Genomic DNA, 23440 nt, shown 5'->3' with positions numbered 1-23440 from the left:
CCTGGCTGATTAAAAGGCGATATCCACTACCACCGTATCGCTGTAGGTTCCGGCCGGAGGCGTCGCCTGGTTAGTTAATACCCGCGCCGTATAGTTATAGGTACGCACCAGGCCGTTGGCGCTGAGCAGTGACGAGGCGCTGCTGGCCCAGCGCTCGGTGCCGCTGCTGCCCCAGCGCTCGCTGGTACTGCCTTTGTAGATCTCGTAGCTCAGCCGATTATTGCCGGAGGCCATTCTGCGCACGTTGCCGCTGGCGTTGCTGCCGTTGTTGATCCCCACGCTGTAGACGCTGCCTTTGGTGCAGGTCACCGCGACGCCCTGCGACACGGCGGGGAAGTCTTTGACCAGCGGCGCGCTGCCAAAGTTGACGTTTGGCGCGGTGATGGTGATGCAGTCGTTAGTGATATTAATGGTTGCCGTGACGGCGACGGGCACGGTGCCAGTTTGCCAGGCAAGGCAACCAGCCAGCCCCAGCGAGCATATATTATAGGTTACGTTGAGGTTAAAGGTGGCCTGGTACTGGCCCGCCGCGACGGTCTGCCCGGAGAGGGTGCGAAAATAGATTGGCAGGGTAAAACGTCGGGTACTGAGCAGATCGAGCAGCGCGTTTCCGCTCCAGACGTAGCTGCCGCCAATCAGCGCCTCGCTGTTGTTATTGCACCCTGCGGCCCCGCACAGCCGCACCGGGATGGTATCGGTGCTGGCCGGATTATCAACGCGGCGCATAATTGCCCGGTTACTGACCGCGGCGCTGGCGCTGGTTAACCGCATGGTTATTGAGTTACCCGTTAACAGATTGAGCAGAACGGCATCGCACGCAACCACCAGGTTGCCGCTGATCTCCTGCTCGGTGCTGTTAAGCGCAAACGAGGTGACGGTACCAAAGACGCCGTTGGTCGGCGTCACGGTACAGGCTGACCACGCCAGCGGGCTGGCTCCCATCAGCAGCAGAAAAAGCAGAATAGCGCGGCGCATCAGCGTCTCTCCTCACAGGTAAGCGGCCCGTAGGTCTGTAATTTATGTTCGGGATTTGCGCCGATCGTCAGGCGGGCGTCGCAGGTGCGGTTATCTGGCGTGGTTACCCGCAGGGAGTTTACGTCGCCGAGGTTTTCCAGGAAGGCGATGCCGTCATAGCCCACCGGCGTCGGCGATCGGCCTTCCCGGTAGACCTGGCTGCCCACCGGCAGCGCATCTCCCCGATCGTCATGCAGGATGACGCTGGCGACCCGTTCCTGCTCCATCGGAAACTCCACCAGATAGCCGCTCTGGCGGCGCAGGGCGATCCGCTTCTCGGTCTCCTTCAGACGCGTATCGGCTGGCAGGTTGAGGGTGTTAATGCTGTAGCTGGCGGGATAGTAGGCTGAGACGCCGCTGACCAGCAGATACCCTTTGTCGTTAGTCCTGCCTACCGGCTGGTTCTCATAGCTGACCGGCACGTCGGCATTGCCGCCGGTGCTGACCACCACGAAGGCATCGTTGATCTTGTTAGCCGCAAAAACCTGGCCGTCCATTAGCACCAATGAACCCAGCGCCTCGCCCCACCAGGTCATCATCCCGCGCTCGCCGTAGCCGCCCCCCTGCAATTCAACGCTGTTATTGCGCCAGCCCAGCGTTGCCTGCTGGTAGTTATCCGACTGCGGCTGGCGGGCAAAGGCCATATTCCAGCCGAAACCGCCGTCGGTAGGCATCGCGTGGTTATAGTTGATGCGCTGGCTGGTGCCCGCATCCGGCGTTCTCTCCACGCTGATTGCCGCGCTGTCCCGCTCACCGATGGGGATCTGCAGCGACATAGCGAAGGTCCAGTCGTCCCGCTGCTTATCATGGCTGGCTGCCAGGTAGAGGCTGCTGCTGCCCCACAGGTTACGGCTCCAGGAGAGGTTCAGCAGCTCAGTCTTCTGATTATCAAAGCTGCGCACGCCAATCCACGCCGCGCCGACGTTGCCATAGTCGCCCATGTTAAAGGTCAGCGAATATTGATCGGTATTGCGGCTAAGCGTCGCCAGCGGCTGCGATCGTCGTCGTAAACGATGGTCTGATCGTAAAGAGCCAGGTTGCCAAACCCGCGCTCACGGCGAGTGTGCTGGGTGGCGATGCTGAAGGTGCTGGTGCTGTACTGGTAACCCCAGTTGAGCTGATTGCCGCTGTTGCCGCGCATCCGGCTCTCCGTCCACGATGAGTTGACGACGCCATACTGACCCAGCTTTACCACCGCACCCGCACCGCCGAGGGCCAGCTCTTCGGCGGCTTCACCGTGGCCTTCAAAGGTGAAGTAGTCCGTCACCCCGTAGCGCAGGGAGGCGCTGCCCGCCGCCGGACCGTAGTTGAAATCGTCAATGCCGTAGTTACGTCGCAGGCTGCCGAGAGTGATTGCCCCATCGGTGATGCCGCTTTTCAGCACGTCGCTGGAGACATAAAACGGCAGCGTGGTACTGACCTGCCGTCCCAGCGCGTCGGTGGTAACCAGCACCGCATCCCCTGCGCCGTTGATGTAGGGCAGATTGGTCAGGGTAAAGGGGCCGGGCTGGAGCTGGGTGGATCCCGCCCGGTAGCCGTTGATAAATACGTCCACCGCCGTGGGAACCGCCGCCTCCCCCGTAAAAGCGGGCAGCGGCCAGGTGACCAAATCGGGGCGCAGCGAGAAGTCGCGCCCGTAGCGGATGCCCCCCATCCGCACGCTGCTGCTCCAGCTCAACGAGTCGGAGATAACGTCCCCCAGCTGCCACTCGGTGGCATTCTCCTCGTTGGTAAACAGCAGCGTCGTGTCGTAGCGGGTATAGCCCTCGTTTTGTCCGGCGGTGCCGGAGAGATACTCCCGCAGCGTACCGGTTGAAGAGAAGACTGCGTTGCTGTCGAAGTAGCGAAACTCATGCCACAGAGAGGCCTGGCTACCGGCATGCTCGGTGCTGCTGGTATAGAAGTCATAGTTTACCAGCGCGCCCCGACCATAGTGCGGCTTAGCACGCGCCCTTTCGCCGTTAAAGGAGGTGGCGCGATCCCCTACCCACTCCCGGGGAACGAACAGTAGCAGCCGCTGGCGGTTGCTATCATATTCGGTCCGTACATCAGGCAGGGTCGAGAGATCAACGTCGCCTGCGGGCAGATGCTCTGCGGGGATCCCGGCCCGCTGCAGATCGCGGCTGGCGACAATATAGCGTCCCTGCTGCTGGGTGACCGGCACGACCAGATCGGTATCGTAGTGGTTGACCACCAGCGAGAGGTGAAAGACTGCCTGGGCGTTGATCGCCTGCGCATCCGGCGGCGGCGGCAGGGCATCATCCCCCTCCTCTGCCAGCGCATCCGTCACTCCCCCCAGCAGCACCATCAGCGGCAGGATCAGTTTGCGGGAGACGACTGCCATTGCGTATCCCTGGCATTAATCGTCGCCGTCATGGTAGTCGGATTGCTAAGACCTGAGGGGAGCGGCCAGCTACGCGCCCCGCCCGGCAGCACGTATCCCAGCAGGCCATCCGCCATCTGCCGGCGCTGGCTGCCCTGCTGCACGCTAACCTGGCTTAGCCTAACGTGTACATCGCTACGGTTGCGCACCTCCAACGCCGGTTTGCCCCCCTCGCGGATCACCCGCCAGCTTAAATCGCGGGTGTTAACCAGAGCATGGTTTGCCCCCTCGGTGGTGGTTGCCACGCCCTGGCCATAGACAAAGAGCGGAATCGAGTAGCGCATCTGAATTTTCAGGCCAATCTGCGGCGAATTGCCGTTAGCGGGCTGGGGGATCTCATCCACGATGATCCGGTAGCCTTGCTCTATGCCAGCGGGAACCTGAGTCTGCTTAATGAGACGAATAAGCTGCTTGCCACCTTTATCAATGCGCACAATGGGCGGGCTGGCGACTACATCCTGCTGGGCCTGGTAGCGCTCGTGTCCACCCTCCTGGGTCCAGCGCATGATGCGCACCTGCATGGTGGTTGGCGTATCGCCCTGATTCTGGATCCACAGCTCCGTTGCGTTAGCATCGGCGGCCAGCCACGGATCGATCGGCCAAAGTAAGATGGTTGCGGCGCCCTGCGCCTGCTGCGTCATGCCCGTCAGCGCCAGCAGGGCCCCTGCTATTAGGCTCCGGCCCATAATGGTTTTCATGATCCTTCTCCCTGTATGACCTTACCAGGACAACGTTACGGTCAGTTGATCGGTATAGTTTCCTGCGGGGCTAAACCCCGTGAGCTGCGCTGCACCAAACAGCGTCAGCGCAATGTTGTTGCTATCGCTATAGGTGATCGACCAGGCCTGATTCACACCTACTTCCGTATTGGCCGCCAGCGTACTGCTGCGATAGAGCCGGTAAGGCACCCGATCCGTGCCCCCGCTGCGCTGCATATTGCGTACGGTGCCGTAGTGCAGACCGCCGTTAATGCTCATGCTTAACGCTACGCCGGGAGTGCAGGCGAGCGAGAGCGCACTGTTAGGAACAAAGCTGGTGGTGACCTGACCGCTTGCTACGCCGCTACGGCTCCCGAAGTCCAGCGTGCCCAGCAGGCCATTGCTGCCGCTGGCTACCGAGCACCCTGCCGCAATCGTTGCCCCAACCTGAAACGACTGGGTGCTGACCGTCAGCGCGGCGGCGATCCCTGCCCATCCCAGCATTCCCAGCCCGAAGACGATGCACAGCATGCTTCGGCCTGGCGCCGGGAGAGTAGCGGCTCCCTCAGGTTTCATTGCGCTGGCGTCAGTAGATCACGCTCACGTTAATTGTATCGGTATAGGTACCGGGAACGACGGTCACGCTGTTGCCACCGCCCTGGATGCGGCCAAACAGGGTGTAGTTATTCACCCCGCCAGCGGTCGAGGCTACGGGCAGCGGCGCGTCATTGGCGATGATGTTACTGAAGCCGCTGTCGCTATAGAGGCTGTAGGCCACTCCCTGCGTTGCATTAGTGGTGTTAACCAGATAGCGCGCTGGTGTACCCGGCGTGCCGATCACTGTGGCAGGCGCCGTGGTATTGGTGGTGCCGGTGATCTGTACGGTGTAGGTATCGGTGGTGCACTGGATAGCGAAGCTGTTACCACCGTTAGCCCCGGTGAGCTGGGTTGTCAGCTCGGAGAAAGTCGCGGGATGGGTACCAAAGTCCAGAGAGCCAAAGTTGATGCCGCTCTGGTTTGGCGAGCCGTTAATCAGGCAGCCGTTGGTTAAGGTCAACGTCGCGTTGATGGTCCCACTGCTGGTTACCGCATGGGCAGAGTGTCCGGCCAGTGCCAGCGCACCGCTTGCCAAAACGAGGAGGATTTTTCTGTTCATGTTGTCGCCTCTGTTAAAAAGCAGGATTAACAGAAATTTAGCTTACGGGGTTGCAAAGAACCACCCTGTAAAGCCATGCTCAAACCATCGGCGTATTGACATAAAATTGCATTATCTTTCAATGGATTAACATTGTTAACGGCTCGTAACAAAGTGCAACAAGAATGATATATTCACTATCGCGTGATCTACTTCACAATATATTGTCTGGTGTTACATTCGCAGTTTTAGCAAAACTTAAATGTTATTAATGGGTAATGAAGAGGCGGCATGAAAAGCGGTTAAAAAACGCTCCCGGGGCCGGGAGCGTTGAGAGTTATCAGGCAACGTGAGCCGCTGCGCTGTCCAGCAGGGCCATCTCTTCGCTGTTCAACAGCTTCTCGATGTTCACCAGGATCAGCATCCGGTCGCCCAGCGCGCCGAGGCCGGTGAGATATTCCGTTGACAGGGTCACGGCAAACTCTGGGGCCGGGCGGATCTGATCGGCCGCCAGCGACAGCACGTCGGATACGCCGTCTACTACAATCCCGACCACGCGCTGGCCCAGGTTGAGCACGATCACCACGGTGTTATCGTTATACTCCACGTCCTGCTGGCTAAATTTAACCCGCAGATCGACGATGGGCACGATCACACCGCGCAGGTTGGTGACCCCTTTAATAAAATCTGGCGTGTTAGCAATACGGGTTACCTGATCGTAACCGCGGATCTCCTGCACTTTCAGGATATCGATGCCGTACTCTTCATCGCCTAAAGTGAATACCAGGAACTCCTGACCTGATGGCTCGCCAGCCAGTTTCGTTACATTACTCATACCGGTCATATTTTTACCTTTTTAACTAAATCAGGCGGCTGTGTACGCCACACGTTGCTCACGGTTTAATCCCTGTAACGCCGACACATCGACGATCAGCGCCACGCTGCCATCGCCGAGGATAGTTGCAGCGGAGATGCCCGGCACCTTACGGTAGTTGCTCTCAAGGTTCTTCACCACAACCTGGTGCTGACCAATCAGCTGATCTACCAGCAGCGCGTAGCGACGGCCTGCGCTCTGTAGGATCACCACAATGCCTGTCGTTGCCTCGGTTTTAGCACCGTCGACGTCAAAGACTTTCCACAGCTCAACCAGCGGCAGATACTCTCCGCGCACTTCCAGCACGCGCTCGCCCCCCGCCAGCGGATGCAGATCCTCTTCACGCGGCTGCAGGGACTCCATCACCGCATTCAGCGGCAGGATAAAGACTTCGTCCGCGACTTTTACCGACATACCGTCAAGGATCGCCAGCGTCAGCGGCAGTAGAATGCGGATGGTGGTGCCTGCGCCCTGCTTCGACTGGATCTCAACGTGGCCGCCCATCTCCTGGATGTTACGTTTCACCACATCCATGCCTACGCCGCGGCCGGAGACGTCCGTCACCTGCTCTGCGGTGGAGAAGCCTGGCGCGAAGATCAGCATGCCAACCTCTTCGTCGGTCATGTTTTCATTTACCGCCATACCCTGCGATACCGCTTTCGCCAGGATACGCTCGCGGTTAAGGCCTGCGCCGTCGTCGATCACTTCGATGCAGATATTGCCGCCCTGATGTTCAGCAGAGAGCGTCAGGTTACCTACCGGGGATTTCCCCGCAGCAACGCGGTTTTCCGGCAGCTCAATCCCATGGTCCAGGCTGTTACGCACCAGGTGGGTTAACGGATCGATAATGCGCTCGATCAGGCTCTTATCCAGCTCGGTGGAGCTACCCAGCAGCGTCAGTTCAATCTGCTTGTTGAGCTTGCTCGCCAGGTCGCGTACCAGGCGCGGGAAGCGGCTGAAGACGTACTCCATCGGCATCATACGGATGGACATCACCGACTCCTGCAGATCGCGGGCATTACGCTGCAGCTGGCCCATGCTGGTGATCAAATCGCCATGATTGACCGGATCCAGCTCGTTAGAGCGCTGGGCCAGCATCGACTGGGTGATCACCAGTTCGCCCACCAGGTTGATGAGCTGGTCAACTTTCTCGACGGCGACGCGGATGCTGGTGGACTCGCTTGCGCGGGCCGGTTTTTCTGCGCGCTCCTGACGGGCGGCAGGCTGCTCACGCGGCGCGCTTTGTGCAACCGGAGCCGCCGCGACCGGCTGGGCCACCGGAGCCGGGGCGACAGGTGCTGTCTCGCTGATAGCAACAGCCGGGGCTGGCGCATCGGCAAAGCTAATCTGATCCGGCTCGATGACAAAGCAGAGCACAGCAACCAGATCATCTTCGCTGACGCCACCTTCCAGCGTCGCGCTCAGAGAATCCGCGCCTTTTACCACGTCGCTGAGGGTCGCCAGATTTTTCAGCTCATCTTCCAGCAGGTTGACTTCGCTCTCTTTCAGGCGCGACAGCACAATGCGCAGTTTACCGTCGTTGCCAGCCGCCGGGGCGGTGACAGGCGCGGCATCGGCGACGGCCTGGGCATTATCTACAACGGTCAGCTTTGCGCCACCGGCCGCAGCGGGAGCCACTTCGCCTTTCGCTTCCAGCGCCAGCTGGCGCAGCGCATTGCAGATATATTCAAAGCTGGCGGCATCCGGCTCTTGCGAGCTTTTATAGGCGTCGAGCTGTTCCTGCATAATATCTTTGGTTTCCAAAAACAGGTTGATAATATCGGTATTGAGTTGCATCTCTCCCCGCCGGGCCTCATCCAGCAGGTTTTCCATCAGGTGCGTGGTCTCCTGCAAAATGGTAAAGCCAAACGTGCCAGCGCCACCCTTTATGGAGTGGGCCGCACGAAAGATGGCGTTGAGCTGCTCTGAATCCGGTGCTTCCGGCACCAGATCCAGCAGGTGTTGCTCCATGTCGGCTAACAGCTCGTCAGCTTCATCAAAAAATGTCTGATAAAAATCGCTAATATCCATGCTCACGCTATCACCTCGGATCGGGTTGTGGCGATGTGGGAACGGTCGCCTGGGGCTGCGCCCCCGGCTGTTGTAATACACTTACCGGCTCGTTTTGGCTTTCGGCGTTTTCGTGCAGAATTGCCTGTTCTGCTTGTTTGTTCAGCACCAGGAGGCTAATGCGACGGTTGATAGCGTCATCAGCCCCTTTGTCACTTACACGCATGGTGGCAGCCATGCCAACCACGCGTAGCACTTTCCCGTCGTCCAGCCCGCCCACGACCAGCTCGCGCCGCGAGGCGTTGGCGCGGTCCGCAGACAGCTCCCAGTTGCTATAGCCGCGTTCGCCGTTGGCATACGGGAAGTCATCGGTGTGGCCAGAGAGGCTGATACGGTTCGGAATGTTGTTCAGCACCGGCGCAATAGCACGTAAAATATCGCGCATGTAGGGTTCCACTTCGGCGCTGCCGGTTTTAAACATCGGCCGGTTCTGGCTATCGATAATCTGGATGCGCAGCCCCTCCTGCACCAGGTCGATCTTCAGGTGCGGACGCAGGGCGCGCAGCTTGGGATCGGCCTCGATCAGCTGATCGAGATCGCCACGCAGCTTGCTCAGGCGGGACTGCTCCATCTTCTGGCGCAGCTCGTCAACGTTAGGCTGGCGCTGCACCTCTCCCTTCTGCTGGGTGACGTCATCGCCGCCGCCGGGGATCGGGCTGTCGCTGTTGGAGATCCGCGGGCCACCGGCAATGGAGGTCGCCAGCGGGGTGCGGAAATACTCCGCAATCTGAATCAGCTCTTTCGGACTGGAGATTGAGATCAGCCACATCACGAGGAAGAACGCCATCATTGCCGTCATAAAGTCGGCGTAGGCAATCTTCCAGGATCCGTGCGAGCCGCCTCCGTGCCCCTTATGCTTGCGCCGTTTTACAACGACAATAGGATGGGCCTGGTTTTTCATGCGTCCTCAGTCGTGGTCTGCTGGTTTGGGTTACGTACCGCCCGGACGTGCTCATCCAGTTCCACAAAGGATGGACGCTCGCTGGAGTAGAGCGTTTTACGGCCAAACTCGACGGCAATCGGTGGCGCGTAGCCGTTCAGGTTGGAGAGCAGCGTGATCTTCACGCACTGCATCATCTTGGTGGTTTCTGCGCTCTTCTGGCGTAGCACGGTCGCCAGCGGCGAGATAAAGCCGTAGGCCAGCAGGATGCCGAGGAAGGTCCCTACCATCGCGTGAGCGATCAGCGCCCCCAGCTCGGCCGCCGGGCGATCTGCCGAGGCCAGGGCGTGAACGACCCCCATAACCGCCGCCACGATACCGAACGCTGGCAGCGAGTCGCCGACCATTGCCAGGCTATTCGCTGGCACTTCGGCTTCGCTTTCGTGGGTCTCGATCTCTTCGTCCATCAACGCTTCGATTTCGAAGGTGTTCATGTTGCCACTGATGATCAAGCGCAGATAGTCGACAATGAATTCCAGCATCACCGGATCGGCAAGGATCCGCGGATAGTTGGCAAAAATTTCGCTCTCTTTTGGATTTTCAATATCACGCTCAAGGGAGAACATCCCCTGCTGGCGTGACTTGGCCATCAGGCGATAGAGCAGCGCCAGAAGATCCATATAGACAGCTTTTGTGTATTTGGAGCGACGAAACAGCAGCGGAAGCGCCTTAAGCGTTCCTTTGATCGCTTTGCCGTTGTTGCCCACAATAAACGCACCCACGCCCGCACCGCCGATAATAATCAGCTCAGCCGGTTGATAAAGTGCCCCAAGGTGTCCGCCGGTCATCATATAACCGCCAAAGACTGTACCGAGAACAACAAGGTAACCTAATAAGATCAGCACGACATCATCCTTCCGCTGTTGACTAAGGCAAGGAAAAACAGTTTTGGGGCTAAAAACCCAACGGGGAGGCAAAAAAAAGCAGCGGTAATTGCTTACCGCTGCTGGAGTGTTACCCACGCCGTTACGTTAAACAGCCTGTTTGATCTGTTCATCCAGCAGTTGTGGAATAATATCGGCAGCTTCCGGGGAAAGTTTACGTCTTTTTACGGCCCTGGAAGGCGGCTGGCACAAACTGCAGGCAAAACTCCCTGCGGGCTGGTGAGCATGGGTAATAAAATTGCCGCCGCAACAGTTGCAGCTTGAAAGTTCCAGCATCCCGCTCTCAACAAAACGGACTAACGTCCACGCACGCGTCAGGGCTAACAGCGGCCCCTCTTCCGGCTGCGGGCACTGTTCCAGATAAAGGCGATACGCTTTAATTACCGCGTCAACGCCGCTGCAGAGGCCTGTTTTCAGCAAGAACTGCCAGGCGTTGCAGAACATTGAGGCGTGAATATTCTGTTCCCACGTCATAAACCAGTCGGTTGAAAATGGGAGCATCCCTTTCGGCGGCGGGCTGCCACGAAGTTCTTTATAGAGTTTGATGAGGCGGCCCCGGCTGAGCTGCGTTTCGCTCTCCAGCATTTGCAAACGCGCGCCCAGCGTAATCAGTTCCATTGCGAGTTGAATATCACGCGCTTCCTGGACAATGCTCTTCTCAGTCATCATTAAGCCCTTTTCTTCCGGGACGCTGCGTCAGCACCCTGGTTGCTCTCATTAAGCAGACGCGTTGAGAGCATAATACCGGTATGGATCTGCTGCAGATCGTCTACGCGGGATTCCTGAGTCAGACGAGTGATGGTCTGATGACTATCAAAACGAAACTGGCAGATAAGCTGATTGGTTTCAGCTAATTTAACCATCTGCGGCAGCGTCAATTCACCCATGGTAGAGGCCATCTCTTCGCTAATGCCCAGGCGGAACATGGCGGAGGCTTTGTCCTGACTAATTAAACGCTGTGCCAGCAGTAAATATGACAGGTTGATGTCATAGATATGTTTCAGCAGCTCGGATGTATGCATTTTTCCCATCCAAAATAACCAACTAGTGTCTTATGCGGCCAGGCCGCACCCCGTGATGTCGCCGGGAAAAAAACCCGGTATTAAAAAAGATAAGGCGAAATGCATCGTTTGAATTTTGTTGTTTAACGTGACGGCGATCGCATTGCTGTGCCACCTCTCTCCGTTACGCTCTCAATCAATTCTTACAATTGACTAAGATTTTTCCTAAAGCGACGCAACTGTACTCGCGACCCGTAGGACATACAATTGGCTCTAATGAATAATTTGAAAATAATGTGATCTACGTCACATAATTTACGTGAATATTTTAGAGAAATCCATACTTTCGACTTAGTGATTGTTTATTTTTTGTACTATTAAGCGCCTTTTCTATTCCTTTTCGACGAATAGACATGCAGATCTATGTGCTATTTGGTAACCAGTCATTAGACCTCCGACTTTGTGCTACCTTTTTAAACGCAATAGCCATGATGAAAATAGGGCTACAATAAAATAATGTTACTTATCAATTAATTGAAGCGGCGCTAAACTAACTCTGAAAAAGCGTAAAATGATTGCAAATTTGTTAATGGTTAGTAAATGCATATTATATTGGCCAATAAAATTCGCTAAATTTAGGTTAAGTTTTCAAATTTTGTTAACATATTCACTGAGGGCGCGATTCCTTCCAATGGAATAATTAATGAATATTTATGATAATGTTCACAGCTCTGTCACACTTTTTTAGTTGCAAGATTTGTAAGAAGAAGGTAAAGATACGTCAAAGGTTCATACTCTTTTAAGGAGCGAGATATGAGCTATTCTCACCTGTTGGTGGCGGTCGCCATTGACCCAGAAAGTCACCTGCTGCTCAAAAAAGCAGTCTCTATCGCACGGCCATGCCAGGCGCGTATTAGCCTACTTACTCTGGCTAACGATCCCGAAATGTATAATCAGTTTGCCGCTCCTATGCTGGAGAATCTGCGCGATCTGATGCAGGAAGAGACACAGCAATTTATGCAGGCGTTAATTGCGCAGGCGAATTATCCCATTGCAAAAACAATAATTGCCTCGGGTGAGCTGAGTGAAAATATTTCACATATTTGCGAGCGAGAAGGGATCGATCTGGTTATTTACGGTAATCACAATCAGCGTTTTTTTTCGCGGGCAGCCTGTTCGGCAAAAGGCGTGGTGGGAGCCTGTAAGGTAGATGTGCTGCTGGTACCGTTGGGTGACGTATAGCGCCCCCGCCACAGCGGGAGCGCTTGCCTTTCTACGCGAGTTTGGGGAATGTCGCCACGTTGTTCTGCAGAAGAGTCTCTGCACTACGAGGCGCTATACGCTTTAAATCGGCAATAAACCTCTCCTGCCAGCGATGAATGTCATTTTTTCTAATCACATCCATCATGTCAGCATGACGGGATATGCGCTCCGCCAGCGGCATTGTTAAGGCCCGGTTCATAGCGTTAGCCACATCATCCCGATCGTACGGGTTAACGATCAGCGCCGAGGTGAGTTCGTTAGCCGCACCGGCAAACTTGGAGAGCACCAGCACGCCTGGGTTAGCCGGATCCTGCGCCGCCACGTACTCTTTGGCAACGAGGTTCATCCCATCACGCAGCGGCGTCACCAGCCCGACATCGGCGTAGCGGAAGACCTTCATCAGCAGCTTGCGGTCGAAGTGTTGATTGAGGTAGTAAAGCGGCGTCCAGCCCAGCTGACCATATTTACCGTTAATACGTCCAGCTTCGGTCTCCAGCTGATGACGAATATCCTGGTAGGCCTGAACCTCGCCGCGCGAGGTAGGTGCAATCTGCGTATAGCGGATTTTACCGTGGTGCTGCGGGAACTTCTCCAGCAGAGTTTCATAGGCATGGAAACGTTCCGGCAGGCCCTTAGAGTAGTCCAGCCGCTCGACGGAGAAGATGTTTTTCACGTTTTTCAGCTCGGCCTTGAGCTGAGCCAGCTTGGGTGGCAACGGGCCTGAAGCCTGCTCGGCGATCTCTTCCGGTTCAATCCCAATAGGATAAACCTCGGTACGGAAAGTTTTGCCCCATGCGGTATGGGTTTTATCGCCCCGGGCAGTTAATCGCGTCTGGCTCGAAAGGCTATCCAGGAACGATACCCGGTCGCTCTCGGTCTGGAAGCCCAGCAGATCGTAGTCGCACAGCTGCTCCAGCAGCTCGGCGTGCGGCGGCAGCGCGTTGAAGATCTCCGGCGTTGGGAATGGAATATGCAGGAAGAAACCGATCTGGTTGTTCACGCCGCGCTGACGCAGTTCGTTGGCAAACGGCAGGAGGTGATAATCGTGGATCCAGAGAATATCGTCTTCTTCAAGCAGCGGTACCAGCTTGTCCGCCAGCAGTGCGTTCACGCGCTGATAGCCCTCCCAGGCCTCGCGCTGGAACTTGACTAAATCAAGACGGTAGTGGAAAGCCGGCCACAGCACGGCATTGGAAAACTGGCTGTAGTACTCATCATAATCCTGCTCGCTGAGGTTAAACGAGGCCCAGGTGATATTACCGCGGGTCACTTTCTTCAGCGGCTTATCTTCATTACCTATCTCACCGCTCCAGCCAAACCAGAGTCCGCCGGTTCCTTTCAGGGCACCCATAATGCCGACGGCCAGTCCACCGGCGCTCGATTTCTTATCATCCGGCGGTGCGATACGATTAGATACTACGACTAAGCGACTCATAGCCATCTCTCCTGTTAGTTAGCGCCATCTCTTCTTGTTTTTGGTGGTCAGTTATTTTTTCAAGCCATTGATGAACGTCCGCTACGCTCTCCAGCCGGTACTGCGCCTGCGTCGCGCCAATACCTACCTTTACGGATACGCCATCAAGGCGATTCACAACCTTGAAGCCTGCCTCGTCAGTGAGGTCGTCTCCCAGGAAAACAGGTTTACGCCCGCAAAAGGGCGGCTCCTGCATGAATGCTTCAACTGCTGCTCCTTTATTGATACCACGCGGTTTCAGCTCTACCACGCATTTACCCGGCTGCAGGGCTAAATTCGGATATTTCTCCTCCATTTCCTTCGCCAGAGTAAAAATTGTCTCTTCATGGTGAACGGCCTGGCGATAGTGCAGCGCAAACGCCATCCCCTTCGCCTCGAGCTCTGTCCCTTCCAGACGATCGAGCGCCGCAATCAGCTCCAGCTCCATCTGCTTAACCTGATCGGCCGGCAGGGTGATCTCGTGCGTATTTCCCTGATAGTCGCGCCGCTGCGCACCGTGCACGCCGGCAAGGGGAAAGTGCAGCGGGGAGGCGATGGCATCCAGCTCTTTCATCGAACGACCCGATACCAGCGCCACCGCGCCCTGATTCATTTCGGCCAGTCGTTTGAGCAGGGTTATCACCCCGGCGGGAATAAAGACCTGATCGGGACGAGGTTTGATTTCGGCGAGGGTTCCGTCGAGGTCAAAGAAGTAAGCATAGTTTGCGGAAAGTACAGGCGGTACAGCTAACTGGTCAGCCACCCTGATATCCTCCTTTCTGGTTTCGATGCCGCGTTCACGACCATCACTCATTATCATTAGCCATGTAAGTATAGACAGTGTCACGCTCCTCGCCATTCAAACGTAAAGAAACCAGCCGCAATTGCGGCTGGCTGAGAGGTAAAAACGATTAAAAAAGAGACCCTTTGGCAAAATAGCGGGTGTCAGACGGTGCGTTTCGCCTTCTGTTTGTAGCGGTCGAAGATCACCGCCGCCAGCAGGATCAGGCCACGCACAACGTATTGCGAGAAGGGAGAGATATTAAGCAGGTTCATGGCGTTCTCAACGGTACCGAGGATCAGGATCCCTGCCACAACATACGAGATTTTTCCGATGCCGCCCTTGAGGGAGACGCCGCCAAGCACGCAGGCGGAGATGACGATCAGCTCGTAACCAATAGAGGTCATCGGCTGGCCGCTTGTCATACGCGACGCCAGAATGATCCCGGCGGCGGCCGATACCAGCCCGGAGAGCACAAAGATAATAATTTTTGTGCGCACCACCGGCACCCCTGCCAGGCGAGCCGCCTCTTCGTTACCGCCGATGGCCAGCGTATTGCGGCCGAAGGTGGTTCTGTTGAGCAGGAAACCGAAGATGATAAGGCAGGCCACCGTCAGCCAGATGGGCGCAGGCAGGCCGAGCCAGTTGGTATAGCCGAGGGTAAAGAAGCGCTCGTCTTCAATACCTACCGCTTTACCATCGGAGATGATATAGGCCAGACCGCGCACGATCTGCATCGTGGCGAGGGTGGTGATCAGGGCGTTGATCTTCAGCTTTGCAATGACGAAGCCGTTAACGAGGCCGCTCAATACCCCGAGCATCAGGCCCGCAAAGACGCCGATCCACAGGCTCTCCGTCATGTTGATCACCACCGCGGCGGTGACGCCTGCACAGGCAATAACCGAGGCAACCGACAGGTCAAAGTCTCCGGAGGCCAGGCAGAAGAGCATGCCGCAGGCCACCATGCCCGACATTGAGATGGCGAGCCCCAGCCCCTTCATATTGACGAAGCTGGCAAAGTTAGGCACAAACAGGGCGCAGCCGATAAACAGTACGGCAAAGACGACCAGCATGCCGTAGTGATCCCAGATACGCCCCAGACTGAACGGCGACTTTCCTGCGCCAGAGCTTGTTACTGATGACATGATACTCTCCTCACTCAGGCGACGGCCTGGCTCACTTTAGGCATGGCAAGGCTTAGCGCCTGTTTCTCGTCTGCTTCGCCGTGCAGCAGCTCACCGGCGATCTCCCCTTCCCGCATCACCAGAATGCGATCGGCGACGCCGAGCACTTCCGGCAGGTCGCTGGAGGCAAACAGTACCGCTACGCCACGGGAGGCCAGGGCGTAGATAACGTTGTAAATCTCATGCTTCGCGCCGACATCGATGCCGCGCGTCGGCTCATCGAGCAAAATCACCTTCATCTCCTCCGACAGCCAGCGGCCAAGAATGGCTTTTTGCTGGTTGCCGCCGGAGAGATTCATAATCAGCTGCTCAGCGCCGGGCGTTTTGATATTAAGGGAGCGAATATGATGGTCGGCGTTTTCCACTTCCCAGCCGTCGTTGATCAGGCATCCGGCGCGAACCGACTTGCGCCGGGCGCTGATGTTGATATTGTCACGCACGGAGTGGACGGGAATAATACCTTCGGCCTTACGATCCTCGGGACAGAGCATCATCCCGGCGCGAATGGCGTGGGCTGGCTTTTGAATATCCAGCGGCTTGCCGTCAATGATCAGCTGGCCCGCCGTGATGCGCGTGCCGCCAAACAGTCCTTTCATCAGCTCGCTGCGCCCTGCCCCCACCAGCCCGAACAGGCCGACGATCTCACCGCGCCTCACCGAGAAGCTAACGGGATGGCGCACGCCGGGGGCTTTTACCGACTCCAGACGCAGCATCTCCGCCCCATATTCTCGTGGCTGCCAGCCGTAGATGTCGCCGAGATCGCGCCCGACCATCGCCTGCACCAGCGAGTCATGGTTGACCTGCTGCATATCGTCAAAGGTGCGCACGTAGCGCCCGTCTTTAAAGACGGTAATGGCGTCGCTGAGAGCAAATATCTCCTCCATGCGGTGGGAGACATAGAGAATCACTCGCCCCTCGTTGCGCAGCTCGCGGATCACACGGAACAGGTTGTCGATCTCCCGCGCCGAGAGCGAGCTGGTTGGTTCATCGAAGGCGATCACTTTCGCATTGCGCGCCAGCGCCTTGGCAATTTCAACCATCTGCCACTGGCCGATGGAGAGGTACTTCAACGGCGTCTGCGGATCGATATCCAGCCCAAGATGCTCCAGCTGGAGACGGGCTTCATAGTTAAGCAGCGAGCGATTCACCAGCCCGCCCTTCTGCGGTAGCTGGCCAAGATAGATATTTTCCGCGACGGTCATCTCGGGAACCAGATGCAGCTCCTGGTAGATGATCGCCACGCCGGCATTCAGCGCGGCGGTGGTGTCGGCAAAGCTGACCTCCTGGCCCTGCAGCACCAGCGTTCCGCCGGTGGGTGCGTAGTTGCCGCTAAGGATCTTTAACAGCGTCGATTTACCCGCGCCGTTTTCCCCCATCAGGGCGTGCACCTGACCGGCATAGCAGTCGAAGCTGATGTCGCTCAGGGCCTTAACGCCGGGGAAGGTTTTGCTAATACCACGGAAAGAGAGATATGGAGTTGACTGTTGCATAACGTCTCCGTGACGCATTGATGGTACGACTGGCCCTTCATCATGCGACGAAGGGCGCAACCAACGGCGTAAATTACTTCACGCCTAGCCCTTTCTTCGCTAACTCATCTTTGAAGTTGTCGCGGGTGATCAGCACCACGTCGGTAACCGCAGTGAACTTCGGCGGCTCAACGCCTTTTTCCACCCAGTTGTAGAGCATTTCACTGGTCTTATACCCATGCACGTCCGGGCTTGGCAGCAGCGAGCCGTAGAAGCCGGTACCCTGAGCCTTGGATAGCTCGCTCACGGCGTCAACACCGTTGATGCCGATGCCGATCACGTCAGCGGCCTTAAAGCCCTGACCTTCAGTGGCACGTACGCCGCCCAGCACGGTGTTATCGTTCATGCCGACCACCAGCCAGTGTTTTACCTCCGGGTGCTGAACCAGCAGGGAGTTACCGGCATCGAATGCGCCAGGAATATCGTTTGATTTGGTAGGAACCTGATAGATCTGTTTTTCCGGGAAGCCTGCGGCTTTCAGGGCATCCATCGAGCCGGAAGTGCGGCGACGGGCGGTATCCAGTTCGTTGGCGGTGATGGCCATCACACCAGTCTCTTTCACATCCCAGCCACGTTTTTGCATCTCTTTATAGAGCTCCTGACCCTGGCGAGCGCCGATCTCACTGGCGGCCATCATCACCAGCGGCACGCTCTCCATCGGCTGGCCTTTAGCGTTGACGAACTGGTCATCTACGGCAATGACCTTCATGTCGTAGCCGCGCGCTTTAGCAACAATTGCCGAGCCCAGCTTGGGATCCGGAGTACAGATAACAAACCCTTTCGCTCCGCTGGCCGCCAGGCTATCGATAGCGTTCAGCGTCTTTTCACCGTCCGGTACGGCGATTTTAATGACTTCAAAACCTAAATCTTTACCTGCCTTATCAGCAAATTTCCATTCGGTCTGGAACCACGGCTCCTCCGGCTGCTTGACCAGAAAACCGAGCTTCATATTTTCGGCGATAGCGGATTGTGACATAACGGCAGCTAAACCAATTGCCGCCAGCGCTTTAGTGAATTTGTGCATGGTTAACTCCAGCTTTAACACTTTTTTATGTAGGGAATGAGAGTTTATTAGCTGTCTAATCAGCCTTAAAACAAGGCATTAGCACACGTCTATCAGGAGATGCTATTGCTGAGGTGTAGTTTTAGCGGGAAATTGATCCTCCATAGGAGAGCGCCATCACACCGCAGAATTACAGTAAAAGCGTGCATAAATTCAGCGATTATCTTCATAAGAATTGGCGTATTTGTCAGACAAATCTGGAAGGGTATAGCAGAATTATCCATCAGGCCAGCCAGCTTATCCTTGTGGCCTGAAGGGAGTATCTTAGCGGTGGGACATTAGAGTGGATAATAGATGTGATCCGCGTGGTCGCGCACTGGCGCATCGTCACCCAAAAGGCGCGTCGAGACGGCAAAGGCAAAATCAAATACCCGGCCTAATCCTTTGCCGCTGATCAGGTTGCCATCCTCGACTACAGCAGCATCGATATAGTGGCCGTCGGTTACGGTTTCATGCAGCTCGCCTGAGCAGACGTAGCGCCGCCCTTTCAGCAGGCCGTTTCCCCCCAGCACGCGCGCCGCTGCCGAGCAGATGGGGCAGATCAGCTTTTCCGCCTGGTCATGGCGGGTCACAAAGGCAATTACCTCTGGGTTGGCTGCAAGGTTAACGCTCCCCTCCGGCCCACCAGGCAGGACCACAGCATCATAGAGCGTATCCAGTCGCTCACTCAGGGTAGCATCAGCCACCATAGGAATAGCGTGATAGCTCACCACGGCGCGGGACGTGGCACAGGCCAGCGTTTCGACCTCAATATGCAACCGGCGTAGTATATCAATGGTAACGATAGCTTCTGCTTCTTCAAAACCGGGGGCCAACAGCACAGCAACTCTTTTCATCTCCAACTCCTTAATATTTAACGATACCCTTCATTGCATACATTCACCAATGAATGTAAACCACTATTTTTATTCAGATTATTCGCTTATTCCGCTGAAAAGTGTTTGCTGGATCACAATTGTTAGATGCATAACGCTTTACGATCGTTTTGTCGACGCAGTACGGCTGGCATTAATCGCAGCCCCATCCAGGACAGAAGGAGGTCATTATGGCGACTCTCGGCATGGCACAAAAACTCAACTCGCAGGTTAACCTTGAGTTTCAGGCATCCAACCTCTGCCTCTCATTCAGTGAATGGTGTTCAGAGCACAATCTACCGGGTTCGGCAACGTTCCTTCGCGCGCAGGCGCAGGAGAAGGTAAACCTCATGATGCGCGTGTTCGACTTTATGAAACGCGCCGGAGCCTACCCGATTGTGAAAGCGCGGGAAAATCCCCCGGACAGTTTCAATTCGTTAGAGGAGCTGTTTGAGAAAGCGCTTGAAGAGTACAACGTGCGGTGTGAAATGCTGACGCGGCTGAGTGAAGAAGCAGAAGCCGTGAAGGATGAAAAGACGCTTAACTTTTTGCGCGAGCTGGAAAAAGCAGAGCAGCAGGATGGACTGCTGCTCCAGCTGTTAATCGGTGAAATTCATGGCTCTCTGCGCGACGGGAAAAATATCGCCCAGACCGATCGGGCGCTGCTTAACGTGGTGAACTGTCGCAGGCACTGATATTCACCACCCACCTCTCTGGCGGGAGTTCCTCCCGCCATCCCTGCCGCCCGGACTTAAACTCAACGCGGCACACAGCCACAGCGGCCAAAGAAAACATCCGTTTGAAAATAACAAAACAAAGGTTTACTTTGTTCGACTGTGTTCACGCTTTAGTGTGTCTCTTCCTGCGGCGTAAACTTCAGCTCAATTAAGGCAATGGCTTTCTGAATAGCACGCCGGGTAACCGGGTCGGCCACTGCTGGATGAGTAGTGAAGTCGATGGTTTTAAGCTGGTTAGCCATCTTTTCGCGCACTTCAACCGGGGCGATGACGTCAATAACGTCGAGGATCTGTTTGATCACCAGCTGGCAGGCCACAACGTCGGACACCAGCTCCTGATCGGCGCTAAGATTTTGAGACATAGGTTACTCCTGAGTTACAGAAACAAAAAAACCTGCCGCAGCAGGTTTTTTATCACAGCAACTTTATTAAAACATAGCGCCCGGCGGTACGTCTTTAAAAGTCTTGCAGTAGGTTTCAAAAATGCTTTTCAGGATCTTGCGCAATTTCATGTTTTGCTCCGGCTATTTTGTTGTGCAGGTGTTACTTGTCGATGGGCGTATAATATGACCTGCATCACAAAAATCAACCACTTTGTGATGAATATCACACCAACTTTTACGCGATTTCTTTAATTTTGTTAAATAATCGTTGATTAATCCTAAGGTTACGGCGATTTCATTTTTTTTAATTATTCTAATTTTTTTTGAAATGGCAGACCAAAAATGAGTGAAAACACCCTCCCGGAGAAGACGCGGGGCGTCTCGCCCGCCGCGCTGCTGGTAGCCGGGGCCTTTTTTATGGAGTTTCTTGACGGGACGGTGATAGCGACGGCCCTGCCGGATATGGCGCGAAGCTTTGGCGTCGAAGCGGTGGCGTTGAACATAGGTATCAGCGCCTACCTCATCACCCTTGCGGTGCTGATCCCGGCCAGCGGCTGGATAGCCGATCGCTTCGGCGCGCGCAAGGTCTTCACCGCCGCACTGGCGATCTTTACCCTCGCCTCGGTATTTTGTGGTCTCTCTACCAGCGTTGAGATGTTTGTCGCGATGCGCATTTTGCAGGGGATGGGCGGCGCGCTGATGGTTCCCGTCGGCAGGCTCGCCGTGCTGCGTACCACCCCTAAGCATCTGCTGATCACCGCCATCGCTACCCTCACCTGGCCCGCGCTGGTTGCGCCCATTATCGGCCCGCCGCTAGGAGGATTCATCACCCGCTACGCCGACTGGCGCTGGATCTTCTTTATTAACGTGCCGATTGGCCTGCTGGCTATTGCGCTGGCGCTACGCATTATTCCCGATATTCGCGACGACGAACGCCGTCCGTTTGATCTTATGGGCTTTGTCTCTACTTCAGTCGCAATGGTCAGCCTGGTGTGCGCCATGGAGATGCTGGGGGGTGAGCAGCAGCAGGGAGCGTGGACGTTGGGCCTGCTGGCGCTGGGCACGGCCACGCTGGTCTATGCGCTACGCCATTTTCAGCGTGCACGCTGGCCGATGATCCGTCTCGATGCCATGCAGGTACCTACCTTTCGCGTCACCATGTACGGCGGATCGCTGTTTCGTGCTTCCATCAGCGCAGTACCGTTTCTGCTGCCGCTGATGTTCCAGGTCGGTTTTGGGATGGATCCGTTTCATGCCGGGCTACTGGTGCTGGCGGTCTTCGTCGGTAACCTGACCATTAAGCCCGCCACGACCCCGCTGATCCGCTGGCTCGGCTTCAAAAAGCTACTGCTGATCAACGGTGCGCTAAACGTGCTGGCCCTGCTGGCTTGCGCCTTTATTACGCCAACGACGCCGGTATGGGTTATTTTTGTCGTGCTCTATCTGGGCGGGGTCTTTCGTTCGGTGCAGTTTACCGGCGTCAGCACGCTGGCCTTTGCCGATGTCCCCTCCGCGCAGATGAGCTATGCCAATACCCTGTTTAGCACCGCCACGCAGCTAGCGGTCGGGCTGGGCATCACGCTTGGGGCCATCGGGATCCGTCTTGGAGAGAAAGCCAGCGACTGGCTGGCCCTGAGCGGCGTACCGGGCATCAGCTTTCGGCTGGCGTTTGTGTTTATTGCGCTGATCTGTCTGGTGGGGATGGCCGATACCTTCAGGCTGGCTAAGGATGCGGGCAGCGCAGTATCAACGAAGAAACGTTAATCTGTGAGCCGGGTCAGCGTAGCGCTGCCCGGCACAATAGAACTTAGGCGAGCACTTCGCGAACGAACGCTTCGATCTCTTTATCCTGGCAGTGTTCAAAGAAGCACTGCTGGAAACGCTGGCCGGAGACGGCGGTTTTTACCAGCTCAGGATCGATCGCGCGCAGGGTGTCGAGATAGTTATCTTTTACTACTGCTGCTTTCACCTGATTGAGGATCCCGGCGTTGCGCACCTGCGGCTCTTTACGCTCAGGCGGGTAGCCTTCGCCTTTACGACCAGTGAAAGCTTTCTCAAAGATAAAGCGTACGTTCAGCTCTGCACCCCAGCCGAAGCCTTTGGCAAACGGCAGCGCCAGGGCATTACCGTTGTTGATCTGGGCAAACAGGAAGGCGTCGGCGGGATCGATACAGTAGCCACAGTTCACACCCGGATGGATGTTTAGCGACATCAGCGCCCCCTGACCGGTGCCGCAGCCAGAAATCACAAAATCAACCGCTTTTGAATTCAGCAGAATGCTGGCCATAATGCCCAGATGGATATAGGTCAGGTGATGGTCGTTCTCATCGCTCATCCCAACGTTGAAAACCGGAAAGCCTTTATCGTCAGCGACGGTTTTCAGCTCGTTGAGGATGGTGGCGTTTTTGGCAGCCTGGCTATTTTCCATCATCAGTGCAATTTTCATTATCTCTTCTCCTGAATGCGTTGCGGGGGATCCCGTCATAAAGAACTAATCAGGTTAAACCTTACTACCTGGCAAACATACTTTCAAATTTAATGAAAAATGGTTTTATAAATTAGAGATGCGGTCACAGTTTTGCCTGTACCCGCCCCTCTCCCACCTGCCGTTGCAATTAGAGAAGTAAGAATCTTTGGCTATTCCGGTCATTGCCTGGCGAAGCAGGCTGTAGGATGAGATCATCGAAACTGAATCAGAGCGTTTGCATGAAGAGACTCCTCCTTGCCGCTTCGCTGATGCTGCTTGCTGGATGCACCATCACGAAGGAACCTGAAGTCACCGACGTTAACCCGGCAACGGGCCTGGTGCGACTGCACTTTAACGAGACGATGCTGCAGAAGGCCCGCTATGACGACTACACCACTCAGGGAACGGCAAACCGTCAGTGCCAGCAGATGGGCTATGCCACGGCGATCGCCTTTGGTCAGCCGGTTAAAACCTGTAGCGTCATCAGCGGCTCGCTGTGCCTGAACGAAACCGTCACTATCCAGTACCAGTGTCAAGGGCGAGCCGTCAGCTATACCCCAGCGGGCGTCTATTATTAATGGTATTTGCCAGTGCAGCGACGCTGGCAAATAATAAAACAAATAATTCTCATTTATTTATTAAATAAGCGCCAATGCGTGTTATTCCCATTCGTATTTTTAAAAAGAACTTTTTTATTTTACCTTTTGCAAATAATTAAATAACAAAT

General features: G+C 55.7%; 23 protein-coding genes and 1 pseudogene. 4 read left to right on the top strand and 20 right to left on the bottom strand.

Going from position 1 to position 23440, the window contains the following annotated elements; genetic code table 11:
- Positions 1 to 9 precede the first annotated feature (9 nt).
- The 11 genes and pseudogenes from RTM13_RS00510 to flhD form a co-directional block, all read right to left on the bottom strand.
- Positions 10 to 975 carry a spore coat U domain-containing protein gene (locus tag RTM13_RS00510; RefSeq protein ID WP_312209274.1) on the bottom strand — a complete coding sequence of 322 codons (966 nt, stop codon included), beginning with the start codon at positions 973 to 975 and terminating at the stop codon, positions 10 to 12.
- Positions 975 to 3358 (bottom strand): annotated as a pseudogene (locus tag RTM13_RS00505) (fimbria/pilus outer membrane usher protein). The gene RTM13_RS00510 and the pseudogene RTM13_RS00505 overlap by 1 nt, the downstream one beginning before the upstream one ends.
- On the bottom strand, positions 3334 to 4095 hold the full coding sequence (locus RTM13_RS00500) for a molecular chaperone (protein ID WP_409455923.1): 762 nt from the start codon (positions 4093 to 4095) through the stop codon (positions 3334 to 3336). The pseudogene RTM13_RS00505 and the gene RTM13_RS00500 overlap by 25 nt, the downstream one beginning before the upstream one ends.
- 21 nt (positions 4096 to 4116) lie before the next feature.
- Positions 4117 to 4599, bottom strand: coding sequence for a spore coat U domain-containing protein (locus RTM13_RS00495; RefSeq protein ID WP_312210097.1), 483 nt, complete (start codon positions 4597 to 4599; stop codon positions 4117 to 4119).
- 82 nt (positions 4600 to 4681) lie between these two features.
- On the bottom strand, positions 4682 to 5251 hold the full coding sequence (locus RTM13_RS00490) for a spore coat protein U domain-containing protein (protein WP_312209272.1): 570 nt from the start codon (positions 5249 to 5251) through the stop codon (positions 4682 to 4684).
- A gap of 319 nt (positions 5252 to 5570) precedes the next feature.
- On the bottom strand, positions 5571 to 6074 hold the full coding sequence (cheW, locus tag RTM13_RS00485) for a chemotaxis protein CheW (protein WP_268107556.1): 504 nt from the start codon (positions 6072 to 6074) through the stop codon (positions 5571 to 5573).
- A 21-nt stretch (positions 6075 to 6095) separates the two neighbouring features.
- Entirely contained in the window at positions 6096 to 8141 is a 2046-nt protein-coding gene (gene cheA, locus RTM13_RS00480) for a chemotaxis protein CheA (protein WP_312209269.1), read from the bottom strand.
- A 4-nt stretch (positions 8142 to 8145) separates the two neighbouring features.
- Positions 8146 to 9075, bottom strand: coding sequence for a flagellar motor protein MotB (gene motB / locus RTM13_RS00475; RefSeq protein WP_312209267.1), 930 nt, complete (start codon positions 9073 to 9075; stop codon positions 8146 to 8148).
- A complete protein-coding gene (gene motA, locus RTM13_RS00470; RefSeq protein WP_312209265.1) occupies positions 9072 to 9959 on the bottom strand; it encodes a flagellar motor stator protein MotA in 888 nt (295 codons plus the stop codon). The genes motB and motA overlap by 4 nt, the downstream gene beginning before the upstream one ends.
- Before the next feature lie 126 nt (positions 9960 to 10085).
- On the bottom strand, positions 10086 to 10664 hold the full coding sequence (flhC, locus tag RTM13_RS00465) for a flagellar transcriptional regulator FlhC (RefSeq protein WP_312210095.1): 579 nt from the start codon (positions 10662 to 10664) through the stop codon (positions 10086 to 10088).
- Positions 10665 to 10666: 2 nt separating this feature from the next.
- Positions 10667 to 11020: a flagellar transcriptional regulator FlhD gene (flhD, locus tag RTM13_RS00460; protein WP_312209263.1), complete on the bottom strand. Its 354-nt coding sequence runs from the start codon at positions 11018 to 11020 to the stop codon at positions 10667 to 10669.
- 792 nt (positions 11021 to 11812) lie between these two features.
- On the opposite strand from flhD, the gene uspC reads away from it, so the two are divergent.
- Positions 11813 to 12241, top strand: coding sequence for a universal stress protein UspC (gene uspC, locus RTM13_RS00455; RefSeq protein ID WP_312209262.1), 429 nt, complete (start codon positions 11813 to 11815; stop codon positions 12239 to 12241).
- 31 nt (positions 12242 to 12272) lie between these two features.
- On the opposite strand, the gene otsA is transcribed toward uspC, so the two are convergent.
- The 6 genes from otsA to RTM13_RS00425 all read right to left on the bottom strand — a co-directional run bounded on the left by otsA (position 12273) and on the right by RTM13_RS00425 (position 19108).
- Positions 12273 to 13697, bottom strand: a complete 1425-nt coding sequence (otsA, locus tag RTM13_RS00450; RefSeq protein ID WP_312209261.1) for an alpha,alpha-trehalose-phosphate synthase — start codon at positions 13695 to 13697, stop codon at positions 12273 to 12275.
- The gene (gene otsB, locus RTM13_RS00445) at positions 13672 to 14478 is read right to left on the bottom strand and encodes a trehalose-phosphatase (protein WP_312210093.1); all 807 of its coding nucleotides are present in this window, start codon (positions 14476 to 14478) and stop codon (positions 13672 to 13674) included. The genes otsA and otsB overlap by 26 nt, the downstream gene beginning before the upstream one ends.
- Before the next feature lie 182 nt (positions 14479 to 14660).
- Positions 14661 to 15641 (bottom strand): L-arabinose ABC transporter permease AraH, encoded by a 981-nt coding sequence (araH, locus tag RTM13_RS00440; RefSeq protein WP_238085055.1) that lies wholly within the window; start codon positions 15639 to 15641, stop codon positions 14661 to 14663.
- A 14-nt stretch (positions 15642 to 15655) separates the two neighbouring features.
- Positions 15656 to 17170 (bottom strand): L-arabinose ABC transporter ATP-binding protein AraG, encoded by a 1515-nt coding sequence (araG, locus tag RTM13_RS00435; RefSeq protein ID WP_312209259.1) that lies wholly within the window; start codon positions 17168 to 17170, stop codon positions 15656 to 15658.
- Positions 17171 to 17243: 73 nt separating this feature from the next.
- Entirely contained in the window at positions 17244 to 18233 is a 990-nt protein-coding gene (locus tag RTM13_RS00430) for an arabinose ABC transporter substrate-binding protein (RefSeq protein ID WP_312209257.1), read from the bottom strand.
- Between the two features lie 317 nt (positions 18234 to 18550).
- A complete protein-coding gene (locus RTM13_RS00425) occupies positions 18551 to 19108 on the bottom strand; it encodes a DJ-1/PfpI family protein (RefSeq protein WP_312209256.1) in 558 nt (185 codons plus the stop codon).
- A gap of 209 nt (positions 19109 to 19317) precedes the next feature.
- Between RTM13_RS00425 and RTM13_RS00420 the strand changes: the two genes are divergently transcribed.
- The gene (locus RTM13_RS00420) at positions 19318 to 19821 is read left to right on the top strand and encodes a non-heme ferritin-like protein (RefSeq protein WP_312209254.1); all 504 of its coding nucleotides are present in this window, start codon (positions 19318 to 19320) and stop codon (positions 19819 to 19821) included.
- Between the two features lie 152 nt (positions 19822 to 19973).
- On the opposite strand, the gene RTM13_RS00415 is transcribed toward RTM13_RS00420, so the two are convergent.
- Together RTM13_RS00415 and azuC are read right to left on the bottom strand one after the other, a co-directional pair.
- A complete protein-coding gene (locus RTM13_RS00415; RefSeq protein ID WP_312209253.1) occupies positions 19974 to 20225 on the bottom strand; it encodes a DUF2766 family protein in 252 nt (83 codons plus the stop codon).
- Between the two features lie 66 nt (positions 20226 to 20291).
- Complete coding sequence (gene azuC / locus RTM13_RS00410) at positions 20292 to 20375, bottom strand: stress response protein AzuC (protein ID WP_088218881.1); 84 nt, start codon at positions 20373 to 20375, stop codon at positions 20292 to 20294.
- A 213-nt stretch (positions 20376 to 20588) separates the two neighbouring features.
- On the opposite strand from azuC, the gene RTM13_RS00405 reads away from it, so the two are divergent.
- On the top strand, positions 20589 to 22010 hold the full coding sequence (locus tag RTM13_RS00405) for an MFS transporter (protein WP_312209252.1): 1422 nt from the start codon (positions 20589 to 20591) through the stop codon (positions 22008 to 22010).
- A 43-nt stretch (positions 22011 to 22053) separates the two neighbouring features.
- On the opposite strand, the gene RTM13_RS00400 is transcribed toward RTM13_RS00405, so the two are convergent.
- Positions 22054 to 22692 carry an RpiB/LacA/LacB family sugar-phosphate isomerase gene (locus RTM13_RS00400; protein ID WP_312209251.1) on the bottom strand — a complete coding sequence of 213 codons (639 nt, stop codon included), beginning with the start codon at positions 22690 to 22692 and terminating at the stop codon, positions 22054 to 22056.
- Positions 22693 to 22952: 260 nt separating this feature from the next.
- Here RTM13_RS00400 and yecR point away from each other — a divergent pair, with 260 nt between their 5' ends.
- On the top strand, positions 22953 to 23291 hold the full coding sequence (yecR, locus tag RTM13_RS00395) for a YecR family lipoprotein (RefSeq protein ID WP_312209249.1): 339 nt from the start codon (positions 22953 to 22955) through the stop codon (positions 23289 to 23291).
- The last annotated feature ends 149 nt before the right edge of the window (positions 23292 to 23440 follow it).

Origin of the sequence: Pseudescherichia sp. (assembly GCF_031979925.1) — a bacterium.
Classification (GTDB): domain Bacteria; phylum Pseudomonadota; class Gammaproteobacteria; order Enterobacterales; family Enterobacteriaceae; genus Pseudescherichia.
The sequence above is the reverse complement of the archived record's forward strand: the minus strand, read 5'-3'. Positions and strand labels throughout refer to the sequence as shown.